This is a genomic window from Pseudomonas pudica (assembly GCF_015680405.1).
GTDB classification, from domain to species: domain Bacteria; phylum Pseudomonadota; class Gammaproteobacteria; order Pseudomonadales; family Pseudomonadaceae; genus Aquipseudomonas; species Aquipseudomonas pudica.
Genome location: NZ_JADLJS010000024.1, coordinates 1 through 22,286, shown reverse-complemented (window position 1 = coordinate 22,286; position 22,286 = coordinate 1). Strand labels below are relative to the sequence as shown.

Here is a 22,286-nt window from a genome sequence, read left to right as displayed (position 1 = left end):
CGCCCGCTCACGCGGGCCAACGAAGAACTTTGAACAATGGCCACTATCCACGTAGACGGCAAAGCGCTCGAAGTCAACGGTGCAGACAACCTGTTACAGGCCTGTCTGTCGCTCGGCCTCGACATCCCTTATTTCTGCTGGCACCCGGCGCTTGGTAGCGTTGGTGCCTGCCGGCAGTGCGCGGTCAAGCAGTACACCGACGAGAACGACACCCGCGGTCGTATCGTCATGTCCTGCATGACCCCTGCCTCCGACGGCACCTGGATCTCCATCGACGATGAAGAGTCCAAGGCGTTCCGCGCCAGCGTCGTCGAATGGCTGATGACCAACCACCCGCACGACTGCCCGGTGTGCGAGGAAGGCGGTCACTGCCACCTGCAGGACATGACGGTAATGACCGGCCACAACGAGCGCCGCTACCGTTTCACCAAGCGTACCCACCAGAACCAGGACCTCGGCCCGTTCATCGCCCATGAGATGAACCGCTGCATCGCCTGCTACCGCTGCGTGCGTTACTACAAGGACTATGCCGGTGGTACCGACCTGGGCGTTTACGGCGCCCACGACAACGTGTACTTCGGCCGCGTCGAAGACGGCGTGCTGGAAAGCGAATTCTCCGGCAACCTGACCGAGGTCTGCCCGACCGGCGTGTTCACCGACAAGACCCACTCCGAGCGCTACAACCGCAAGTGGGACATGCAGTTTGCCCCGAGCATCTGCCACGGCTGCTCCAGCGGCTGCAACATCAGCCCGGGCGAGCGCTACGGCGAACTGCGTCGGGTGGAAAACCGTTTCAACGGTTCGGTCAACCAGTACTTCCTGTGCGACCGCGGCCGCTTCGGCTATGGCTACGTCAACCGCAAGGATCGCCCGCGCCAGCCACACCTGGCCGACGGCACCAAGCTGGGCCTGGACGCTGCCCTGGACAAGGCCGCCGACCTGCTGCGCGGCCGTACCATCGTCGGTATCGGCTCGCCACGCGCCAGCCTGGAAAGCAACTACGGCCTGCGTGAACTGGTAGGTGCCGAGTACTTCTACTCGGGCATGGAGGCCGGCGAACTGGCCCGCGTGCGCCTGGCCCTGAACGTGCTGAACAACAGCCCGCTGCCGGTCCCGACCCTGCGCGACATCGAAGATCACGACGCCGTGTTCGTGCTTGGTGAAGACCTGACCCAGACCGCTGCCCGCGTTGCCCTGGCCGTGCGCCAGGCCACCAAGGGCAAGGCCGAGGCCATGGCCGAAGCAATGAAGGTGCAACCGTGGCTCGACGCCGCCGTGAAGAACATCGGCCAGCACGCGCTGTACCCGCTGTTCATCGCTTCGCTGGCTGAAACCAAGCTGGACGACGTCGCCGAAGAATGCGTGCACGCCGCCCCGGCCGACCTGGCCCGTATCGGTTTCGCCGTGGCCCACGCCATCGACCCGAGCGCCCCTGCCGTCGAAGGCCTGGACGCCGAAGCGAAAGCCCTGGCCCAGCGCATCGCCGACGCCCTGGTCGCAGCCAAGCGCCCACTGGTCGTAGCCGGTACCTCGCTGGCCGACCCGGCGCTGATCGAAGCCGCCGCCAACATCGCCAAAGCGCTGAAACTGCGCGAGAAGAACGGCTCGCTGAGCCTGGTGGTGCCTGAAGCCAACAGCCTCGGCTTGGCCATGCTCGGTGGCGAGTCGGTCGATGCCGCGCTGGACGCGGTCATCAGCGGCAAGGCCGATGCCATCGTCGTGCTGGAAAACGACCTGTACACCCGCGTACCAGCCGCCAAGGTCGATGCAGCCCTGGCCGCAGCCAAGGTAGTGATCGTTGCCGACCACTCGAAAACCCCGACTGTCGACCGCGCCCACCTGGTGCTGCCGGCCGCCTCGTTCGCGGAAGGCGACGGTACCCTGGTCAGCCAGGAAGGCCGTGCCCAGCGCTTCTTCCAGGTCTTCGACCCGCAGTACCTGGACAGCAGCATCCAGATCCACGAAGGCTGGCGCTGGATGCACGCCCTGCGTGCCACCCTGCTGAACAAGCCAGTCGACTGGACCCAGCTGGACCACGTCACCAGCGCCTGCGCCGAAGCCGTCCCGCAACTGGCCGGCATCGTCAACGCCGCACCAGGCGCCGCATTCCGCATCAAGGGCTTGAAACTGGCCCGTGAGCCGCTGCGCTACTCCGGCCGTACCGCCATGCGCGCCAACATCAGCGTGCACGAGCCACGCACCCCGCAAGACAAGGACACTGCGTTCGCCTTCTCCATGGAAGGCTATTCGGGTTCGGCCGAACCGCGCCAGCAGGTTCCGTTCGCCTGGTCGCCGGGCTGGAACTCGCCGCAGGCCTGGAACAAGTTCCAGGACGAGGTCGGCGGTCACCTGCGTGCCGGTGACCCGGGCGTGCGCCTGATCGAATCGCAAGGCGACCGTCTGCACTGGTTCAACGCCATTCCGGGCGCCTTCAACCCAGCCCGTGGCACCTGGACTGCCGTGCCGTTCTTCCACCTGTTCGGCAGCGAAGAGAGCTCCTCGCGCGCCGCCCCGGTGCAAGAACGCATCCCGGCAGCCTATGTGGCCCTGGCCAAGTCCGAAGCCGACCGTCTGGGCGTCAACGACGGTGCCCTGCTGAGCCTGAAAGTGGCCGGTGTGGCCCTGCGCCTGCCGCTGCGCATCAATGAAGAGCTGGGCGCTGGCCTGGTCGCGTTGCCGAAAGGCCTGGCCGGCATTCCGCCTGCCATCTTCGGTGCATCCGTTGAAGGTCTGCAGGAGGCAGCACAATGAGCTGGTTCACCCCCGAAGTGATCGATGTGATCCTCTCCGTGCTGCGGGCCATCGTGGTCCTGCTGGCGGTGGTGGTCTGCGGCGCGCTGCTCAGCTTCGTCGAGCGCCGCCTGCTGGGCTGGTGGCAGGACCGTTACGGTCCGAACCGCGTCGGCCCGTTCGGCATGTTCCAGATCGCTGCCGACATGCTGAAGATGTTCTTCAAGGAAGACTGGAACCCGCCCTTCGTCGACCGCGTGATCTTCACCCTGGCACCGGTAGTGGCCATGAGCGCCCTGCTGATCGCCTTCGTGGTCATCCCGATCACCCCGACCTGGGGCGTCGCCGACCTGAACATCGGCCTGCTGTTCTTCTTCGCCATGGCCGGCCTGTCGGTCTACGCGGTGCTGTTCGCCGGCTGGTCGTCGAACAACAAGTACGCCCTGCTGGGCAGCTTGCGTGCCTCGGCACAGACCGTGTCGTACGAAGTGTTCCTGGGCCTGGCGCTGATGGGCGTGGTGGTGCAGGTGGGTTCGTTCAACATGCGCGACATCGTTGAATACCAGGCCCAGAACCTGTGGTTCATCATTCCGCAGTTCTTCGGCTTCTGCACCTTCTTCATCGCTGGCGTCGCCGTGACTCACCGTCACCCGTTCGACCAGCCAGAAGCGGAGCAGGAACTGGCCGACGGCTACCACATCGAGTATGCCGGCATGAAATGGGGCATGTTCTTCGTCGGTGAATACATCGGCATCATCCTCATCTCGGCGCTGCTGGTAACCCTGTTCTTCGGTGGCTGGCACGGCCCGTTCGGCATCATGCCGCAACTGTCGTTCCTGTGGTTCGCGCTGAAGACCGCGTTCTTCATCATGCTGTTCATCCTGCTGCGCGCCTCGATCCCGCGCCCACGCTATGACCAGGTGATGGACTTCAGCTGGAAGTTCTGCCTGCCGCTGACCCTGATCAATTTGCTGGTGACCGCTGCGATCGTGCTCTACAACACGCCAGCCGTCGCGGCCCAGTGAGGATTTGACCCATGTTCAAGTATATCGGCGACATCGTTAAGGGCACCGGCACCCAGCTGCGCAGCCTGGCAATGGTGTTCTCCCACGGGTTCCGCAAGCGCGACACCCTGCAGTATCCCGAAGAACCCGTGTACCTGCCGCCGCGCTACCGCGGCCGCATCGTCCTCACCCGCGACCCCGACGGCGAGGAGCGCTGCGTAGCCTGCAACCTCTGCGCGGTGGCCTGCCCGGTCGGCTGCATCTCGCTGCAGAAAGCCGAGACCGAGGACGGCCGCTGGTACCCGGAGTTCTTCCGCATCAACTTCTCGCGCTGCATCTTCTGCGGCCTGTGTGAAGAAGCGTGCCCGACCACCGCGATCCAGCTGACTCCGGATTTCGAAATGGCCGAGTTCAAGCGTCAGGACCTGGTGTACGAGAAAGAAGATCTGCTGATCTCCGGCCCCGGCAAGAACCCTGACTACAACTTCTACCGTGTTGCGGGTATGGCAATCGCTGGCAAGCCGAAGGGCGCTGCGCAGAACGAAGCCGAGCCGATCAACGTGAAGAGCTTGCTCCCATAAGGACAGAAAGATGGAATTCGCTTTCTACTTCGCATCCGGGATCGCCGTGGTCTCCACCCTTCGGGTGGTGACCGGCACCAACCCTGTGCACGCCTTGCTTTACCTGATCATTTCGCTGATTTCCGTGGCCATGATCTTCTTCGCCCTGGGTGCGCCGTTCGCCGGCGCCCTGGAAGTGATCGCCTACGCCGGCGCCATCATGGTGCTGTTCGTGTTCGTGGTGATGATGCTCAACCTCGGGCCGGCTTCGGTCGCCCAGGAACGGGGCTGGCTCAAGCCCGGCATCTGGGCCGGGCCGGTGATCCTCGCCGCCCTGCTGCTGCTGGAGCTGCTGTACGTGCTGTTCGTCACCCCGAGCGGCGCCGGCATCAGCGGTACCACCGTGGGCCCGAAAGAAGTCGGCATCAGCCTGTTCGGCCCTTACCTGCTGGTGGTCGAACTGGCTTCGATGCTGCTGCTGGCCGCGGCCGTCACCGCCTTCCACCTGGGCCGCAACGAGGCGAAGGAGTAAATCATGGGTGCTATCCCTCTCGAGCATGGTCTGGCGGTCGCCGGCATCCTGTTCTGCTTAGGTCTGGTTGGCCTGATGGTCCGCCGCAACATCCTCTTCGTGCTCATGAGCCTGGAAGTCATGATGAACGCCTCTGCCCTGGCGTTCGTCGTCGCCGGTGCCCGTTGGGTCCAGCCCGACGGCCAGGTGATGTTCATTCTGGTGATCAGCCTGGCAGCCGCCGAAGCCAGTATTGGCTTGGCCATCCTGCTGCAGCTGTATCGCCGCTTCCACACTCTCGACATCGATGCTGCCAGTGAGATGCGCGGATGAACCTTCTCTTCCTGACTTTCGTCTTCCCCCTCGTCGGCTTCCTGCTGCTGTCGTTCTCGCGCGGGCGGTTCTCGGAGAACCTTTCCGCCCTGATCGGCGTCGGCTCGGTAGGCCTTTCGGCCGCCGTTGCCGCCTACGTCATCTGGCAATTCAACGTCGCCCCGCCTGAAGGCGGCGCGTACAGCCAGCTGCTGTGGCAGTGGATGTCGGTGGACGGCTTCGCGCCGAACTTCACCCTGTACCTGGACGGCCTGTCGGTCACCATGCTGGGCGTGGTCACCGGTGTCGGCTTCCTGATCCACCTGTTCGCCTCCTGGTACATGCGTGGCGAAGCCGGCTACTCGCGTTTCTTCGCGTACACCAACCTGTTCATCGCCAGCATGCTGTTCCTGGTGCTGGGCGACAACCTGCTGTTCATCTACTTTGGCTGGGAAGGCGTGGGCCTGTGCTCGTACCTGTTGATCGGTTTCTACTACAGCAACCGCAACAACGGTAACGCGGCACTCAAGGCATTCATCGTCACCCGCATCGGCGACGTGTTCATGGCCATCGGCCTGTTCATCCTGTTCGTCCAGCTGGGTACCCTGAACGTGCAGGAACTGCTGGTGCTGGCACCGCAGAAGTTCCAGGCTGGCGACACCTGGATGGTGCTGGCAACCCTGATGCTGCTGGGTGGTGCGGTCGGTAAATCGGCCCAGCTGCCACTGCAGACCTGGCTGGCCGACGCGATGGCCGGCCCAACTCCGGTCTCCGCACTGATCCACGCGGCAACCATGGTGACCGCGGGCGTGTACCTGATCGCTCGTACCAACGGCCTGTTCCTGCTGGCACCGGACATCCTGCACCTGGTAGGCGTGGTCGGTGGCGTGACCCTGGTACTGGCCGGCTTCGCCGCGCTGGTGCAGACCGACATCAAGCGTATCCTCGCCTACTCGACAATGAGCCAGATCGGCTACATGTTCCTGGCCCTGGGCGTTGGCGCCTGGGACGCGGCGATCTTCCACCTGATGACCCACGCCTTCTTCAAGGCCCTGCTGTTCCTTGCCTCCGGTGCGGTGATCGTTGCCTGCCACCACGAGCAGGACATCTTCAAGATGGGTGGCCTGTGGAAGAAATTGCCGCTGGCCTACGCCAGCTTCGTGGTCGGTGGCGCTGCCCTGGCTGCCCTGCCGATCGTGACCGTGGGCTTCTACTCCAAGGACGAGATCCTCTGGGAAGCCTTCGCCAGTGGCAACACCGGCCTGCTGTATGCCGGCCTGGTCGGTGCGTTCATGACCTCGCTGTACACCTTCCGCCTGATCTTCATCGCCTTCCACGGCGAAGCCAAGACCGAAGCCCACGCTGGCCACGGCATCAGCCACTGGCTGCCGCTGGGCGTGCTGATCGTGCTGTCGACCTTCGTCGGCGCCTGGATCACCCCGCCGCTGGCAGGTGTGTTGCCTGAAAGCGCCGGCCACGCTGGTGGCGAAGCCAAGCACGCGCTGGAGCTCACTTCGGGCGCCATCGCCATCGCCGGTATCCTGCTGTCGGCCCTGCTGTTCCTGGGCAAGCGCCGCTTCGTCAGCGCCATCGCCAACAGCGGTATCGGCCGTGTCCTGTCGGCCTGGTGGTTCGCCGCCTGGGGCTTCGACTGGATCTACGACAAGCTGTTCGTCAAACCTTACCTGCTGATCAGCCACATCCTGCGCAAGGACCCGGTTGACCGCAGCATCGGCCTGATCCCTCGCCTGGCTCGCGGCGGCCACGTCGCCATGAGCAAGACCGAGACCGGCCAGCTGCGCTGGTACACCGCTTCGATCGCCGTTGGCGCAGTGCTGGTACTCGGCGCTGTGGTAGTGGCCGCGGTATGACCATGAACCTTGCGAACCTTGCGACCCTGCAAAAGGAAACGAACCCGTCATGATTTTGCCTTGGCTGATCCTGATCCCCTTCATCGGCGGCTTCCTGTGCTGGCTGGGTGAGCGCTTCGGCGCCACCCTGCCGCGCTGGATCGCGCTGCTGACCATGTCCCTGCTGCTCGGCATCGGCCTGTGGCTGTGGGGTAACGGCGACTACACCCTGGCCCCCGCTCCGGGCGCCGAGCCTGCCTGGGCCCTGGAATACAAAGTCCAGTGGATCCAGCGCTTCGGCATCAGCATCCACCTGGCCCTCGACGGCCTGTCGCTGCTGATGATCCTGCTCACCGGCCTGCTCGGTGTGCTGTCAGTACTGTGCTCCTGGAAAGAGATCCAGCGTCACGTCGGCTTCTTCCACCTCAACCTGATGTGGATTCTCGGCGGCGTGGTCGGTGTGTTCCTGGCCCTGGACCTGTTCCTGTTCTTCTTCTTCTGGGAAATGATGCTGGTGCCGATGTACTTCCTCATCGCGCTCTGGGGTCACAGCTCCGCGGACGGCAAGAAAACCCGGATCTACGCGGCGACCAAGTTCTTCATCTTCACCCAGGCCAGCGGCCTGATCATGTTGGTGGCGATTCTCGGCCTGGTGCTGGTCAACTACACCAACACCGGCGTGATCACCTTCAACTACAGCGACCTGCTCAAGGCCGAACTGCCAGCCGGTACCGAATACCTGCTGATGCTGGGCTTCTTCATCGCCTTCGCGGTGAAGCTGCCGGTGGTGCCGTTCCACTCCTGGCTGCCTGACGCTCACGCCCAGGCGCCGACCGCAGGCTCCGTGGACCTGGCCGGTATCTTGTTGAAGACTGCGGCCTACGGCCTGCTGCGCTTTGCCCTGCCGCTGTTCCCGAACGCTTCGGCCGAGTTCGCGCCAATCGCCATGACCCTGGGCCTGATCGGTATCTTCTACGGTGCCTTCCTGGCCTTTGCGCAAACCGACATCAAGCGCCTGGTCGCCTTCTCCAGCGTCTCGCACATGGGCTTCGTACTGATCGGTATCTACTCCGGCAGCCAGCAGGCCCTGCAAGGCGCGGTGATCCAGATGCTGGCCCACGGCCTGTCCGCTGCCGCGCTGTTCATCCTGGCCGGCCAGCTGTACGAGCGCCTGCACACCCGTGACATGCGCCAGATGGGTGGCCTGTGGCACCGCATCGCCTACCTGCCGGCCATCAGCCTGTTCTTCGCAGCCGCCTCCCTGGGCCTGCCCGGTACCGGCAACTTCGTCGGCGAGTTCCTGATCCTGATCGGCAGCTTCGCCAGCGTGCCGTGGATCACCGTGATCGCCACCACTGGCCTGGTGTTCGGTTCGGTGTACTCGCTGATCATGATCCACCGCGCCTACTTCGGTCCGGCCAAGACCGATACCGTGCTGGCCGGCATGGACGGTCGCGAGCTGATCATGGTCCTGGGTCTGGCGGTACTGCTGATCCTGCTGGGCGTGTATCCGCAGCCGTTCCTCGACACCTCTGCCGCCACCATGAGTGGTGTGCAGCAGTGGCTCGGTTCCGCTTTCACTCAACTCGCTTCGGCCCGGTAAGAGCGCTATGGAATTCACCACTCAACACTTCATCGCATTGGCGCCGATGCTGATCACCACCATCACCACAGTGGTGGTGATGCTGGCGATCGCCTGGAAGCGCAACCACTCGCAGACCTTCCTGCTGTCCACCGTGGGCCTCAACCTGGCCCTGCTGTCGATCCTTCCGGCGCTGAAGGTTGCGCCGCTGGCGGTCACCCCGCTGATCACCATCGACAAGTTCGCCTGCCTGTACATGGCGATCATCCTGGTGGCGACGCTGGCCTGCGTCACCCTCGCCCACGCCTACCTCGGCGAAGGCTCCAAGGGCTTCCCGGGCAACCGTGAAGAACTGTACCTGCTGCTGCTGATGTCGGCTCTCGGTGGCCTGGTGCTGGTCAGCGCCAACCACCTGGCCGGCCTGTTCATCGGCCTGGAGCTGCTGTCGGTACCGGTCTACGGCCTGGTGGCGTATGCCTTCTTCAACAAGCGCTCGCTGGAAGCCGGCATCAAGTACATGGTGCTGTCGGCCGCAGGCTCGGCCTTCCTGCTGTTCGGCATGGCCCTGCTGTACGCCGACGCCGGCAGCCTGAGCTTCGACCAGATCGGCAAGGCCCTGGCCGCCACCAGCATGCCAAGCCTGGTGGCCCAGCTGGGCCTGGGCATGATGCTGGTCGGCCTGGCCTTCAAGCTGTCGCTGGTACCGTTCCACCTGTGGACCCCGGACGTGTACGAAGGCGCCCCGGCACCGGTCGCCGCCTTCCTGGCCACCGCCAGCAAGGTTGCGGTGTTCGCCGTTGTCGTGCGCCTGTTCATGCTCTCCCCTGCTGCCAGCAGCGGCGTGCTGAGCACCGTACTGGCGGTGATTGCCGTGGCCTCGATCCTGATCGGCAACCTGCTGGCACTGACCCAGAGCAACCTCAAGCGCCTGCTGGGTTATTCGTCCATCGCCCACTTCGGTTACCTGGTCATCGCCCTGGTCGCCAGCAAGGGCCTGGCCCTGGAAGCCATGGGCGTGTACCTGGTCACCTACGTGATCACCAGCCTGGGCGCCTTCGGCGTCATCACCCTGATGTCCTCGCCTTACGGCGGCCGTGACGCCGATGCACTGTACGAGTACCGCGGCCTGTTCTGGCGCCGTCCGTACCTGACTGCGGTGCTGACCGTGATGATGCTGTCGCTGGCGGGCATTCCGCTGACCGCCGGCTTCATCGGCAAGTTCTACATCATCGCCACCGGCGTCGAGTCGCACCTGTGGTGGCTGGTCGGTGCCCTGGTGATCGGTAGTGCCATCGGCGTCTACTACTACCTGCGCGTCATGGTCACCCTGTACCTGGTCGAGCCGAACCTGCGTCGTCACGACGCTCCGCTGAAGTGGGAACAGCGCACCGGTGGCGTCATGCTGCTGGCCATCGCCATTCTCGCGTTCGTGCTGGGTGTGTACCCGCAACCGCTGCTGGAAATGGTTCAGCAAGCCGGCCTGCAACTGATCGGCTGATCGCCCTGGCAAGACAAGACACCCCGCTCATGCGGGGTGTTTTTTTATCTGCGCGCTTTTCATCAGTGAGCTTGAAGGCTCATTCATCAGATTTGTCCTGGACGGCCCCCGGCAGCGCTGCCTTGCGTAAATCACCATTGGCAGAGGGCAGGTACACTTCCGGGTTGGGCATGCCGCTGGGCGAGAGTTCATGGGTCATTTCGAACTCGGCGCGCACCGACCAGCCACATGCCTCGTTGGTGCATTGCAAATAGGCGATCCGCAGGAAAATATGACGCCCTTCACTGGTGCGTATGCGCATCCGGCTGTGGCAATGCGGGCAAACCAGCTTGTATGTACTCACGGCAAGTACCTGCAAGCATTGTTCAGGCTTACCCTCTGTGAGAATAGTCTTCCGGTTTTGTCAGTATTGGCTGCATGTATAGGTGTATTCTTCAGTTTGATGCTTCTCATTGCAGGAATGCTCCTTAAAACGCAGGGCTGTATTCATAACGAGTAGTTTAAGCCCATGGAATATCATTAAACCAGTCATGGATATTTGTTATGAGTACCCAAGTACTTGCTTCGGTTCTGACCAGACTGAAGCTTCTGACCGCTACGGAATCTGACGCCGAGCTGTCCAGAGCGCTTTCGATCAGCCCGCAGACATTGAGCAGCTGGAAGGTGCGCGACAGCATTCCTTATTCACTTTGCATAGACATCGCCAGGCAGTATGCATGCTCACTGGACTGGCTTCTGCTGGGTGAGCCCGAACGAAATCGCGCAGGCCTGGACAACGAAGGCTGGGAACAGGACATGCTCGCGCGCCTGCGCACCCTGTCGCTTGCCGATCGCCAGGCCGTTCTCCTGCTGGTCCAGGACAAACAGCGCATCCAGCAGCTGGAACGGCAATTGAGCGCGCTGACCAGTCGTTCGCCCAATGCCGCCAGCGGCTAGCCCCGGCGGCGCCAGCGCTGAATGAGTTCGCGCGGGTCCAGCGTATCCAGCCAGACCATCACCTTGAGGCTGATGGGGATCACCACCACGGCAGCCACGAACCCCGCCATGCCGCGGCTCAGCAAGGGCACCAGTGACGAAACCAGCGGCTCGAACAGGTGGCCCACCCCCACGGTCACGAACACCAGCAAAAGTTTCTTGCCCAATGTCAGGCGCCTGGCCTTGTTGGTGATCAACCGGTCGCGCGCCGCGCTCACCAGCAAAGCCCCCAGCAGCGCGGCGAACAATACGTTGCCATCCACGCCCAGCAACTCAACCAGCGCCCGGGCCAGGCTGTCGAAAACAGATTCTTCAGTCATGGGCAGCCCCTCGGTGTGCAGCGGCCAGGTAGCCCGCCGAGCCCAGGTTATGCATGACCGCTGCTTCGACAAAGCGGATGTAGCACACCCGCAATGCACGCCCATGGTCATGCCCGGCCACATCCTCGAGGCGCTTGTAGCCCCGTTCTCGCAACACCGCCCGCCACCGCGCGAATTCGCGTGCCGCGTCGATGGCGGCGCAGCGTGCGGCCACTTCCAGCGCAGCCTCACTGACAGGCCGCTGCAGGTTCAGGCGCTCACGAAGCCTGCCGAGGTCCACCCGTGGCCAGAATGGGTCATGGCAATCGGCAAAACGGGGTAACCGAGGATCGTTGCCCATGCTTCACCCCCTCACTGCTCGGCCAGCATGCCGTAGCGAATGGCCTTGATCACCGCAGCCACCCGCGTGGGCACGTCGAACTTGCGCAGGATGTTCGACACATGGAAGTTCACTGTCGATTCCTTGCACTCAAGGATCTGGCCAATCTCCCACGAGCTCTTGCCGTAGGCACACCACAACAGTACTTGCCGTTCACGTGGTGTCAGGCGAACCGGGGCGTCCACCAGGGGTTGCTGCGAGTGTCGTGCGTTGTCAGTCATGTTTGAACTCCACGGGTGATTGAGCGAGGCATCGCTGCCGGTCTGCAATCACCTTACGAAGCGCAGGTCGCTCTGCTCCATCGCTACGGCTTGTAAAGAACTTTCGTACAAAACCGTCTGACGAAGGTTGCGCGATATTTGTCGACTTTCCTCGTGCTCCAAGCGGCATTTCGCTCGTCTCAACGCCGTTGTCCAATCGCCTTTCGCCTGGAGTCGTACAATGCGTTGCGTTTTGCCCCCGCCATCCTGCCTCGGCCTGCTGGCTGCTTTCGCTGCCTCCCAGCCCGCTCTGGCGGCACCTTCGGTCGAGTTGGGCCAGGTGCTGATCACCGATGAGGAGCAGAACGACCTGACCGCAGCCAGCGAACGCCTGCACGAAGTACCGGGCGCCAGCAACCTGGTGGACATGCAGCGTGTCGAGCAAGGCCGGGTTGCCAGCAACCAGGATGTACTTGCCTACCAGCCCGGAGTATTCGCCCAATCGGCAGGCAACGATGGCATCAAGCTTTCGATCCGCGGTTCGGGCATCAACCGCGCACCTGGGGCCCACGGTTCCGGGGTGTACACGATGTTCGACGGCCTGCCGCTGACCGGCCCGGGCGGTACGCCCTACGAGCTGTTCGAGCCGCTGTGGCTGAGCCGTGCCGAAGTGCTGCGCGGTGCCAACGGCTTCGACCAGGGTGCCCTCGCCCTTGGCGGTGCAATCAACTACGTCACCCACACCGGCTACGACGCCGCACCGCTGCAGGTGCGCTACGAAGTCGGCAGCCGCGGCTACCAGCATCGGCACATCAGCTCGGGACAGGTGCTGGGCAACCTCGACTACTACGTGGCCCTGACCGATTCGGAATATGACGGCTACCAGGCGCACAGCAGCGGCAGCGCCAAGGGCGTTGCCGCCAACATCGGCTACCGCTTCAACCCGAACCTGGAAACCCGCTTCTACCTGCGCTATCGGGAAACCGAGAACGAATTGGCCGGGCGCCTGACCAAGGATCAGATCAAGCACCACCCCCGCGCGGCCAACCCGGCCTACCTGGCCCGCGACGACAGCCGCCCGCAACCGGGCAGCACCTGGGCGGGCAACAAGACCACCTTCTACCTCGACGACGATGCGCGGCTGGAAGCCGGCCTGGTCTACCACGACTACCCGATGGACCTGCGCGAAGGCCCAATGCGCCTGAAGGTGGCCTATACCGATGTGAGCGGCACCTTGAACTACTTCCGCCGCGACACCCTGTTCGGCCACGAGAGCAAGACCACCATCGGCTGGCGCACCACCAAGCACCTGCCCAACAGCGGTGCTTCGCAGTTCACCCGCAATGGCGACGTGTTCGGTGAGCGCACCCGCGACTTCAGCTACCAGGGTTCGGACACCGTGCTACATGTGGGCAACGACCTGGAGCTGGTACCGAACCTGTGGCTGACCACTGGCCTGGCGATGATCTATACCCGCCGTGAAAGTGATGTCACTTACCACCCTGCCGGGGGCGGCAAAGTGAGCCAGCATGACTGGGACTATGCACCACGCCTGGGGCTACGTTATGACATCAGCCCGGACCTGCAGGTGCACGGCAACCTGAGCCGCTCGGTCGAACCACCCCATCCCTGGGCCCTGATCTGGAGTGCGCCCACAGCCAATCAACCGATCGAAATGCAAAACCAGACGGCCACCACACTGGAATTGGGCGCACGCGGCGAATCGGCATTGGGGCATTGGGACCTGGCGTGGTACTACTCGCAGGTTCGCCATGAATTGCTGGCGGTGGAGATCGTGCAAGGCGCTCCGGCCAAGGAATTCAACGCCAGCCCCACCGTGCACCAGGGCGTGGAGGCAGGCCTCGACAGTACCCTGTGGGAACGCGCCGGTACTGGCAAGCTCAGCCTGCGTCAGGCCTATACCTTCAGTGACTTCCACTACCGCGATGACGACAAGTTCGGCGACAACCGCCTGCCGGGCATCCCCATGCACTACTACCAGGCCGAGCTGCGCTATGACTGGCCGAACGGCTTCTATGCAGGGGTGAACACGCAGATGGCGTCGAAGGTGCAGGTGGACTACGCCAATAGTTACCACGCCGATGAATATGCCTTGCTCGGCGCACGCCTGGGCTGGGACTCACCGAAGCAGGACTGGCAGACCTGGCTGGACCTGCGCAACCTCACCAACAAGCGTTATGCGGCGACGGTGACACCTGGCTACAACGATGCAGGAAAGGATGAGGCCCGTTCGACGCCGGGCGAAGGCTTTGGCGTGTATGCCGGGGTTTCCTACAGCTTCCGCTAGTCCGCTGGGGGCCGCTGCGCGGCCATCGCCGGCAAGCCGGCTCCCACACCGAGCGAATCGCACTCAAGCCATGTGAGTGTCCTGTAGAAGCAAATTGCCTAAGCCAACACGGCCCCTGTGGGAGCTGGCTTGCCGGCGATGGGCTGCGCAGCAGCCCCTTTTGAAAGCTGACACCGAACGAACAGGTCTCAAACCGCCCTGTTCAACTTCACCCAGGAAGCGAACTTGTCGATAAACGCCTGCAAGAACGGCCGAGTCTTGTCACTGAGCTTGCCCGCATCGTCGAACAGACTAGCCGCGCCACCGATGTAGGCCTCGGGCATCTGCATGCACGGCATGTCCAGAAACACCAGCGACTGGCGCACGGCATGGTTGGCGCCAAAGCCACCAATGGCCCCCGGCGACACACTGACCACCGCCGTCGGCTTGCCACTCCAGGCGCTTTGCCCGTAGGGCCGCGAGCCCACATCGATGGCATTCTTCAGGCCGCCAGGCACCGAGCGGTTGTACTCCGGGGTAACGAACAGCACCGCATCGCTACGGCGGATCTCGTCGCGAAAACGCTTCCACGCGTCCGGCGCGTCGGCCTCGATATCCTCGTTGTACAACGGCAAATCGCCAATCTCGACGATCTTCAGGGCAAGGCTGGACGGCGCCAGCTCTGAGAGTGCGCGGGCGACCTTGCGGTTGTAGGACTCCTTGCGCAAGCTACCGACGACCACTGCTACCGAATACACCTGGCTCATGGCAATTTCCAACCTCTGCTGGGTAAAGAGACGTTGTAGTTATAGATGACCGTTCCTCGGCGCTTTGGTTTTTTTTCCGCGGGGCGAAAACTTCCGACGCTGTTGCACGGTCTATGCCTGCAGACATTTCTCACGTAATTCAGAGGTTTCCACCCAAATGGCAGCAGTAATGGTCGGCCAATTCCACGCCCGTGACGCCGAAGGCCGCATCTACCCCGTGCACGAGTTCCAGGAGTCGACCCTGCAAACCGACGGCAGCACGCTGGGCGCCCCCATCACCACCTATCGCCTGGCCATCGGCGACAAGGTCAACCACCTGGGTGAAAACCGCTTCGAACTGGCGCGCAGCGGCGTCGAGATCATTCGCATTCCTTGATGCAATCCACCGTGTAGCAGCCGCTTTCGTTCTGCAGGCCGTGCACGTCGGCGACGAAACCAGGGAAGCCTTGGTTGAACGCCCGGGCAAAGGCCAGGTAATCGATTATCGAGCGGGTCGCCTCGGTGAACCGCTCCCCTGGCATGATCAACGGAATACCAGGTGGGTACGGCACCAGCATAACCGCCGCCACCCGCCCCAGCAGCGCCTCGATCGGCACCGCCTCCACCTCACCGCGCACCATCTGGTCATAGGCCCGGGCCGGGCTCACGGCCACCTCTGGCAAGCGCGTGAACAGCCGCTTCAGCTGCTTGGCCGTGGCATTGGCGCGGTAGCAGCCATGCAACTGGTCGCACAGGTCGCGCAGGCCCATGCCCAAGTAGCGTGAGGCATCGGCCGCCACCACGCTCGGCAGGCAGTCGCTCAGGGCGGTATTGCCGTCATAGTGGCGCTTGAACTCCAGCAATTCGGTAAGCAAGGTGCTCCATTTGCCCTTGGTGATGCCCATGGAGAACAGCACCAGAAAGCTGTACAGGCCGGTTTTCTCCACCACCAGCCCCCGCTCCCAGAGGAACTTGCTGACCACCGCCGCCGGGATGCCATGCTCCCCCAGCGCACCGCCCGCGCTCAGGCCCGGCATTACCAGGGTCACCTTCAAAGGGTCGAGCAGCACATAGTCGTCCGCCACTTCGCCAAAGCCATGCCACTCCGCCCCCGGCTGCAGCAGCCAGTCCTGCGCGGCCAGGCGGTGGATGCCTTCGGCGCTCGGCGGCTGCCAGATGCTGAACCACCAGTCGTCCGCGGCGATGTGCTCGCGCAGGTTGGCCAGGGCACGGCGAAAGCTCAGCGCCTCGTCGAACATTTCTTGCAGCAGCGAACGCCCGGCCGGCCCTTCCATCATGGTCGAGGCCACGTCCAGCGAAGCGAGGATGCTGTACTGCGGCGAGGTCGAGATGTGCATCATGAACGCTTCGTTGAAGCGGTCACGGTCCAACTGGCGCCTGGCCCCGTCCTGCACATGAATCATCGAGGCCTGGCTGAACGCGGCCAACAGCTTGTGGGTGGAATGGGTGCTGAACACCAGCGGGCTGTCTGCCGCGCAGGCCGTGCCCATGGCATGGCGCCCGGTGAAGAAGTCGTGGAAGGCTGCATAGGCGAACCAGGCCTCGTCGAAGTGCAGCACCTCGACACTGGCCCCCAGGGTCTGCTTGATCAGCCCGGCGTGGTAGCACAGGCCGTCGTAGGTGGAGTTTGTCACCACCGCCAGCTTGATGCGCTGCCCGCGATCACGGGCGAGAGGGTTGGCCTGGATCTTCGCCTGGATTGCCTCGGCGCTGAACTCGCTGAGCGGGATCGGGCCGATGATGCCGAGCTCGTTGCGCTCCGGGCAAAGATAGAGGGGAATGGCACCGGTCATGATGATCGCGTGCACCACCGACTTGTGGCAGTTGCGGTCCACCAGCACCAGGTCGTCGCGGCCAACCATGGCGTGCCAGACGATCTTGTTGGCCGTGGAGGTGCCATTGATCACGAAGAAGGTGTGGTCGGCGCCAAAGTTGCGCGCGGCCCTGGCTTCGGCTTCGGCCAAGGGGCCGGTGTGATCGAGCAGCGAGCCCAGCTCCGGCACGGAAACGGACAAGTCCGAGCGCAGGGTGTTTTCCCCGAAGAACTGGTGAAAGGCCTGGCCCACCGGGCTTTTGCGATAGGCCACGCCGCCACCGTGGCCCGGGGTGTGCCAGGAATAGTTGGACTGCGCGGTGTGCTGCACCAGGGCCTTGAAGAACGGCGGCAGCAGGCCGTCGAGGTAGATATGTGCGGCACGCGCCACCTGGCGAGCGAGAAACGGTACGGTGTCTTCGAACAGGTAAAGAATGCCGCGCAGCTGGTTGAGCTCACTCATGGCTTCGGCAGGGGCGTTCTCCAGGGTTACCTGTTCGCCCAGGGCGAAAATCGGCAGGTTGGGGGCACGCAGGCGGGCCAGGCGGATGAGCTCGGCCATGTTCTGCAGCAGGTGGGTATTCTCGCCGACGCCCTCGGCGGCAATCAGCATGCAGGCCAGGCCATGGTGGGTGGCGGCGACCAGGCAGGCCTCGGCATGGTCGGCGGCGGCGAGGATGGCAAAGCCGTCCTGGCGCAGTTCCTCGGCGATGCCCCGCACACGCTCGCCAGCAACGCTGTCGGCCTTGATGGCGCGGTGCACGATGAGGATGGGGAACTTGAGGTCCTTGTACATCAGGTGGCTACCTCCGAAGGACATGGCGTCCAGTTCAGGGTAGTAGAACCTGTGTGGTCAGGACCTGCCTCTTCGCGGGCTTGCCCGCTCCCACAGGATTCCCAACAGGCTCAAGGCCTGTGCAATACCTGTGGGAGCGGGCGAGCCCGCGAAGTGGCCGGAGCAGGCGAAAGATTAGCCTGCAGGTGTCTCGGTCAGAGCCTGCCACATGGATGGCCCACCCGCCGACTTGGCAATGGCCGCCAGGCGCTCGGCATGCGCCTCCAGCTCCTCGGCACTGGCCATGATCACCCTCCCGGGCACACGCCCGGTAATACGGCGAATCTCGCTGCCACCAGCACCCGCCCCTTCATCCCCGGCCTCTGCCCCATGCCCGGCCAGCGACAGGCTGGTCTGGCCACCGGTCATTGCCAGGTAGACGTCAGCCAACAGTTCCGAGTCGAGCAATGCGCCGTGCAGTTCACGGCCCGAGTTGTCGATGTCGTAGCGTTTGCACAGCGCATCCAGGCTGTTGCGCTGCCCCGGGTGGCGCGCGCGCGCCAGCAGCAGGGTGTCGAGGATGGTGCAGTGCTGCGAAATGTCCGCGCGGTCCTGCTGGCCCAGCAAGGCAAATTCGTTGTTGATGAAGCCAACGTCGAACGCCGCGTTATGGATGACCAGGGTGGCGCCCTGGATGAACTCGAAGAACTCTTCGGCGACATCAGCAAAGCGCGGCTTGCCGACCAGGAAGGCATCGGTGATGCCGTGGACGTTGATGGCGCCCTCGTCACTCTCGCGGTCCGGCTGCAGGTAGACGTGGAAGTGCCGCCCGGTCAGGCGCCGGCCGATGACCTCGACACAGCCGATCTCGATGATCCGGTGGCCTTCGCTAACCGGCATACCCGTGGTTTCGGTATCGAGAATGACGAACCGTTTATCTTGCTGTTGCTCCACGCGGGGCGCTCCAACTTGCATCAGTTACAAAGGCCGGAATTGTACCCCAGCTCAACGCTTGGCGCGCACCTCATCGACCCCACGGTTGGCCAGCTGGTCGGCACGTTCGTTGCCGGGGTGGCCGATATGCCCGCGCACCCACTTCCAGGTCACCTTGTGGCGGTTGACCTGCTCATCCAGCTGCTGCCACAGGTCGGCATTCTTCACCGGCTCCTTGGCCGCGGTTTTCCAGCCGCGCTTCTTCCAGTTGGTCATCCATTCGTTGATGCCCTTCATCACGTACTGCGAGTCGGTGGTCAGCACCACTTCGCATTCGCGTTTCAGCGCCATCAAGCCCTGGATCGCGGCCATCAGCTCCATGCGGTTGTTGGTGGTTTCGCGTTCGCCGCCCCACAGTTCCTTCTCGACGCCCTTGTAGATCATAAGGACGCCCCAGCCGCCAGGGCCAGGGTTGCCCTTGCAGGCACCATCGGTAAACATCTCGACGCTTTCGCTCATGTACCACTCATGTTCAGTGCTTTTCAGTATCCGGATTGGCCGCCGTGCGGTTGACCTTGGCCAGTGGCAGCGGCAGCAGCTTGCCCATCGGCTCGCGACGCTCCTGGCGCAACGGCCGCAGCCCCACCACCATCTTGCGCGCTACCAGCAGGTATACCCCGCCACCGGAGCTCTGCCAGCCGCCGGCCACCCGCTCCCAACCCGCCAGGCGCTGCTGCCAGGCCGGTGAGGCAAGCGGCGGACGATAGCACCCGAAGCGGCGTTTCTCCAGCGCGAAGCCCAGCAGGTTGAGCCAGTCGCCTACCCGCGACGGCGAGATGCAACGGGCCTTGCGCAAGGCGCCGTGGCTGAAGAAATGGCGCATGCCCCAACTGCTCCAGGGGTTGATCCCGACGATAAGCAGGTGCCCGCCAGGGCGCACCGCGCTGGCCGCCTCGCGCAGCAGGCCGTGGGGCGAAAGGCAGAAATCCAGGCCATGCTGCAGCACCACCACGTCGGCGGCGTGCTCGCTCAGCGGCCATGCCTGCTCTTCGCAGACGATCTCCACCCCCGGCAGCGGCGCGCCGAGGCGCACGTTGCGCTGCACCTGGGGCGCGCTGGGCGGCGGCTCGGCGCAGGGCCCGTAGTGCACAAGGTAACCCCCGAAGAAGCGCCCGAGCTCTTCTTCCAGCAGTTTTTCCTCCTCCTTGAGCATCAGTTGGCCGAGTGGGCCGTTGAACCACTCACGGGCCAGGCTGATCAGCTTGACCCAGTCCGGGTCGGCCTGGGCAAAGGCTTGGTCGGTCATTGCGCTCTCCCTCGAAGGTTCTCGCACCGCGCCATCGCGGATAAGATGCCCTCATGTGCCACGCTAGGCGAATCGGATCCGCACCATGATACAGATCGATGCTCTCCCCGCTTTCTCCGACAACTACATCTGGTTGTTACAGGATACTGCCAAACGCCGCTGCGCGGTGGTCGATCCGGGTGACGCCGGCCCAGTGGAACGCTGGCTGTCGGCCAACCCTGGCTGGGTACTGAGTGACATCCTGATCACCCACCACCACAACGACCACGTCGGCGGCGTGGAACGGCTCAAGCAACTGACCGGCGCGCGGGTATGCGGCCCGGCCCACGAGCGCATTCCCTGCCGTGACCTGGCGCTGGACGAAGGCGACCAGGTAACCGTGCTGGGCGTGACCTTCCAGGTGCTGGCCGTGCCCGGCCATACCCTGGGGCATATCGCCTTGTTCAGCGACCAGCCGGCAACGCCGGTGCTGTTCAGTGGCGACACGCTGTTCGCCGCCGGCTGCGGGCGCATGTTCGAAGGCACCCCCGAACAGATGCAGCCTGCCCTCGCCCGCCTGGCAGCCCTTCCTGAGCAGACCGAGGTGTACTGCGCCCACGAATACACACTGAGCAACCTGCGTTTCGCCAAGGCGGTGGAACCTGACAACATGCACGTTCAGCGGCGGTTCGAGGACGTTACCCGTTTGCGCGCCGACAATCGCATCACATTGCCATCAACGATCGGTCTGGAGCGCCTGACCAACCCCTTCCTGCGCACCTCTGAAACATTAGTTAAACAAAAAGCAGACGAATGGAAGGGACATTCAAACCCCTCGCATGTCGCTGTTTTTGCTGCCTTGAGGTCTTGGAAGGACACCTTCTGATAACCTCAAGATATATCGCAAGCGATGGTCAAAGGTTGACCAGGCCCGGAGCGGTTTCTAGAATCGCCGAAATTTTTCGCCCGGAAACCTGTGTCAGCCGATGTCTTCCCGTAGCCGCAGAACCTCTCATTCCGTCGCCCTGACGCGCCTGGCCCAAATCAGTGCGCTGGCCCTGGCCGCCACTTTGGTGGGCTGCCAGAGCACCCGTCAGCTCGACGAATCCGATAGCGTTCGCGCGCACAACTACCAGGCGCGGATCAAGCACAAGCCTTCACCGCTGCTGGTCAAGCCGGCCGAACAGGCACCACAGGATGTGTGGGAACGCATGCGCCAGGGCTTTGCGCTGCAGGACAACATCGACGTCAACCCGCGCATCGAGCAGCAGCGCCTGTGGTTCGCCAGCAACCCAAGCTTCATCGAAAGCGCCGGCGAGCGTGGCAGCCTCTACCTGCACTACATCGTCGAGCGCCTCGAAGAACGTGACATGCCGCTGGAGCTGGCTCTGCTGCCAGCCATCGAAAGCGCCTACAACCCGATGGCCTACTCGCGCGCCCATGCCGCGGGCATGTGGCAGTTCATCCCCTCCACCGGCCGTCACTTCAACCTGCGCCAGACCAACTTCTACGATGGCCGTCGCGACGTGACCGCCTCGACCAACGCCGCACTGGACTACCTCAGCCGCCTGCACGACATGTTCAACGGCGACTGGCTGCTGGCCCTGGCTGCCTACAACGCCGGCGAAGGCACGGTCAGCCGCGCCATCGAGCGCAACGAACGGCTCGGCCTGCCCACCGACTACTGGAACCTGCCGCTGCCGCAGGAAACCCGTGACTACGTGCCCAAGCTGCTGGCCCTGTCGCAGGTGGTACTCACGCCCGAAGCCTATGGCGTGAACCTGAACCCGATCGCCAACGAACCCTACTTCGAGGCGGTGGCCATCAACGACCGCCTCGACCTGTCGCGGGTAGCGGCCTTCGCCAACATCGACGAAGACGAGCTGATCCAGCTCAACCCGGCATTCAAGAAGCGCATGACCGTGGATGGCCCGCAGCAGCTGCTGGTACCCACCGCCAAGGCACAGCTGCTAAGCGACAGCCTGTCCAACCTCAAGCCTGAGCAACTGGTCAGCCTGCAGCCGAACAAGGCCGTGTTCGCCCGCGCGGTGGCCGAAGGCAAGGCCCCGGTGGCGGCACGCAGCTACCGGGTCAAGCGCGGCGACAATCTGGGCTCAATCGCCAAGGCCAACCGCGTTTCGGTCAAGGACATCAAGCGCTGGAACCGCCTCTCCGGAAACAGCGTTCGCGCTGGCCAGGTCCTGGCCCTGCGCGGTGGCAGCGCGCCGAGCGCCGCCGGCAATCGGGTAGCCGCCTCCGGGCAGCGCTCCACGCAGTACAAGGTACGCAAGGGCGATTCGCTGTACCTGGTGGCCAAGCGCTTCAACGTGGAAATGAAGCACCTCAAACGCTGGAACCCGCGCAGCGGCCATGCCCTGAAGCCAGGCCAGACCCTCACCGTCTACCTCTCGCATTGATGTAGTGCGGGGCCGCTGCGCGCCCCATCGCCGGCAAGCCAGCTCCCACACCGGCCGCATCGACTTCAAGTCCTGCAGTACCTGTGGG

At 63.7% G+C, this 22,286-nt stretch carries 22 protein-coding genes; 13 read left to right on the top strand and 9 right to left on the bottom strand.

Going from position 1 to position 22,286, the window contains the following annotated elements:
* Positions 1-36 precede the first annotated feature (36 nt).
* Genes nuoG through nuoN form a run of 8 tightly spaced genes read left to right on the top strand, consistent with a single transcriptional unit; the run spans position 37 to position 10,047 of the window.
* Entirely contained in the window at positions 37-2,751 is a 2,715-nt protein-coding gene (gene nuoG, locus IRZ77_RS17130) for an NADH-quinone oxidoreductase subunit NuoG (RefSeq protein WP_046615591.1), read from the top strand.
* The gene (gene nuoH / locus IRZ77_RS17125; RefSeq protein ID WP_108480796.1) at positions 2,748-3,755 is read left to right on the top strand and encodes an NADH-quinone oxidoreductase subunit NuoH; all 1,008 of its coding nucleotides are present in this window, start codon (positions 2,748-2,750) and stop codon (positions 3,753-3,755) included. The genes nuoG and nuoH overlap by 4 nt, the downstream gene beginning before the upstream one ends.
* Positions 3,756-3,766: 11 nt before the next feature.
* Positions 3,767-4,315: an NADH-quinone oxidoreductase subunit NuoI gene (gene nuoI / locus IRZ77_RS17120; protein WP_016488223.1), complete on the top strand. Its 549-nt coding sequence runs from the start codon at positions 3,767-3,769 to the stop codon at positions 4,313-4,315.
* Between the two features lie 10 nt (positions 4,316-4,325).
* On the top strand, positions 4,326-4,826 hold the full coding sequence (nuoJ, locus tag IRZ77_RS17115) for an NADH-quinone oxidoreductase subunit J (RefSeq protein ID WP_003261007.1): 501 nt from the start codon (positions 4,326-4,328) through the stop codon (positions 4,824-4,826).
* A gap of 3 nt (positions 4,827-4,829) precedes the next feature.
* Complete coding sequence (nuoK, locus tag IRZ77_RS17110) at positions 4,830-5,138, top strand: NADH-quinone oxidoreductase subunit NuoK (RefSeq protein WP_003251446.1); 309 nt, start codon at positions 4,830-4,832, stop codon at positions 5,136-5,138.
* A complete protein-coding gene (gene nuoL, locus IRZ77_RS17105; protein WP_046615590.1) occupies positions 5,135-6,988 on the top strand; it encodes an NADH-quinone oxidoreductase subunit L in 1,854 nt (617 codons plus the stop codon). Before nuoK ends, nuoL begins: the two co-directional genes overlap by 4 nt.
* A 49-nt stretch (positions 6,989-7,037) precedes the next feature.
* On the top strand, positions 7,038-8,570 hold the full coding sequence (gene nuoM, locus IRZ77_RS17100; protein ID WP_046615589.1) for an NADH-quinone oxidoreductase subunit M: 1,533 nt from the start codon (positions 7,038-7,040) through the stop codon (positions 8,568-8,570).
* A 7-nt stretch (positions 8,571-8,577) separates the two neighbouring features.
* On the top strand, positions 8,578-10,047 hold the full coding sequence (gene nuoN / locus IRZ77_RS17095; RefSeq protein ID WP_025339926.1) for an NADH-quinone oxidoreductase subunit NuoN: 1,470 nt from the start codon (positions 8,578-8,580) through the stop codon (positions 10,045-10,047).
* A gap of 79 nt (positions 10,048-10,126) precedes the next feature.
* Here the strand turns inward: nuoN and IRZ77_RS17090 are convergent, their stop codons facing one another.
* Positions 10,127-10,390, bottom strand: coding sequence for an ogr/Delta-like zinc finger family protein (locus IRZ77_RS17090; protein ID WP_046615588.1), 264 nt, complete (start codon positions 10,388-10,390; stop codon positions 10,127-10,129).
* Positions 10,391-10,590: 200 nt separating this feature from the next.
* Between IRZ77_RS17090 and IRZ77_RS17085 the strand changes: the two genes are divergently transcribed.
* A complete protein-coding gene (locus tag IRZ77_RS17085; protein ID WP_196173985.1) occupies positions 10,591-10,983 on the top strand; it encodes a helix-turn-helix domain-containing protein in 393 nt (130 codons plus the stop codon).
* Here IRZ77_RS17085 and IRZ77_RS17080 read toward each other — a convergent pair.
* Genes IRZ77_RS17080 through IRZ77_RS17070 form a run of 3 tightly spaced genes read right to left on the bottom strand, consistent with a single transcriptional unit; the run spans position 10,980 to position 11,942 of the window.
* A complete protein-coding gene (locus tag IRZ77_RS17080) occupies positions 10,980-11,342 on the bottom strand; it encodes a hypothetical protein (RefSeq protein ID WP_046615586.1) in 363 nt (120 codons plus the stop codon). The genes IRZ77_RS17085 and IRZ77_RS17080 overlap by 4 nt on opposite strands.
* A complete protein-coding gene (locus IRZ77_RS17075; protein ID WP_046615585.1) occupies positions 11,335-11,682 on the bottom strand; it encodes a head completion/stabilization protein in 348 nt (115 codons plus the stop codon). Before IRZ77_RS17075 ends, IRZ77_RS17080 begins: the two co-directional genes overlap by 8 nt.
* Positions 11,683-11,693: 11 nt before the next feature.
* Positions 11,694-11,942: a helix-turn-helix domain-containing protein gene (locus tag IRZ77_RS17070; protein WP_046615584.1), complete on the bottom strand. Its 249-nt coding sequence runs from the start codon at positions 11,940-11,942 to the stop codon at positions 11,694-11,696.
* Positions 11,943-12,162: 220 nt separating this feature from the next.
* Here IRZ77_RS17070 and IRZ77_RS17065 point away from each other — a divergent pair, with 220 nt between their 5' ends.
* Entirely contained in the window at positions 12,163-14,229 is a 2,067-nt protein-coding gene (locus IRZ77_RS17065; protein WP_108480795.1) for a TonB-dependent receptor family protein, read from the top strand.
* A 188-nt stretch (positions 14,230-14,417) separates the two neighbouring features.
* On the opposite strand, the gene chrR is transcribed toward IRZ77_RS17065, so the two are convergent.
* Positions 14,418-14,975 (bottom strand): class I chromate reductase ChrR, encoded by a 558-nt coding sequence (gene chrR, locus IRZ77_RS17060; RefSeq protein WP_108480794.1) that lies wholly within the window; start codon positions 14,973-14,975, stop codon positions 14,418-14,420.
* A 157-nt stretch (positions 14,976-15,132) separates the two neighbouring features.
* Between chrR and IRZ77_RS17055 the strand changes: the two genes are divergently transcribed.
* The gene (locus IRZ77_RS17055; protein WP_003261019.1) at positions 15,133-15,351 is read left to right on the top strand and encodes a hypothetical protein; all 219 of its coding nucleotides are present in this window, start codon (positions 15,133-15,135) and stop codon (positions 15,349-15,351) included.
* On the opposite strand, the gene IRZ77_RS17050 is transcribed toward IRZ77_RS17055, so the two are convergent.
* The 4 genes from IRZ77_RS17050 to IRZ77_RS17035 all read right to left on the bottom strand — a co-directional run bounded on the left by IRZ77_RS17050 (position 15,335) and on the right by IRZ77_RS17035 (position 19,802).
* A complete protein-coding gene (locus IRZ77_RS17050) occupies positions 15,335-17,584 on the bottom strand; it encodes an Orn/Lys/Arg family decarboxylase (RefSeq protein WP_108480793.1) in 2,250 nt (749 codons plus the stop codon). The genes IRZ77_RS17055 and IRZ77_RS17050 overlap by 17 nt on opposite strands.
* Positions 17,585-17,758: 174 nt before the next feature.
* Complete coding sequence (gene dnaQ / locus IRZ77_RS17045; protein ID WP_046615579.1) at positions 17,759-18,517, bottom strand: DNA polymerase III subunit epsilon; 759 nt, start codon at positions 18,515-18,517, stop codon at positions 17,759-17,761.
* A gap of 51 nt (positions 18,518-18,568) precedes the next feature.
* Entirely contained in the window at positions 18,569-19,015 is a 447-nt protein-coding gene (gene rnhA / locus IRZ77_RS17040; RefSeq protein ID WP_003261021.1) for a ribonuclease HI, read from the bottom strand.
* 13 nt (positions 19,016-19,028) lie between these two features.
* Positions 19,029-19,802 carry a class I SAM-dependent methyltransferase gene (locus tag IRZ77_RS17035; protein WP_025339935.1) on the bottom strand — a complete coding sequence of 258 codons (774 nt, stop codon included), beginning with the start codon at positions 19,800-19,802 and terminating at the stop codon, positions 19,029-19,031.
* A gap of 85 nt (positions 19,803-19,887) precedes the next feature.
* Here IRZ77_RS17035 and gloB point away from each other — a divergent pair, with 85 nt between their 5' ends.
* Together gloB and IRZ77_RS17025 are read left to right on the top strand one after the other, a co-directional pair.
* Positions 19,888-20,667: a hydroxyacylglutathione hydrolase gene (gloB, locus tag IRZ77_RS17030; RefSeq protein WP_196173983.1), complete on the top strand. Its 780-nt coding sequence runs from the start codon at positions 19,888-19,890 to the stop codon at positions 20,665-20,667.
* A 100-nt stretch (positions 20,668-20,767) separates the two neighbouring features.
* A complete protein-coding gene (locus IRZ77_RS17025) occupies positions 20,768-22,198 on the top strand; it encodes a lytic transglycosylase domain-containing protein (RefSeq protein WP_153671731.1) in 1,431 nt (476 codons plus the stop codon).
* The last annotated feature ends 88 nt before the right edge of the window (positions 22,199-22,286 follow it).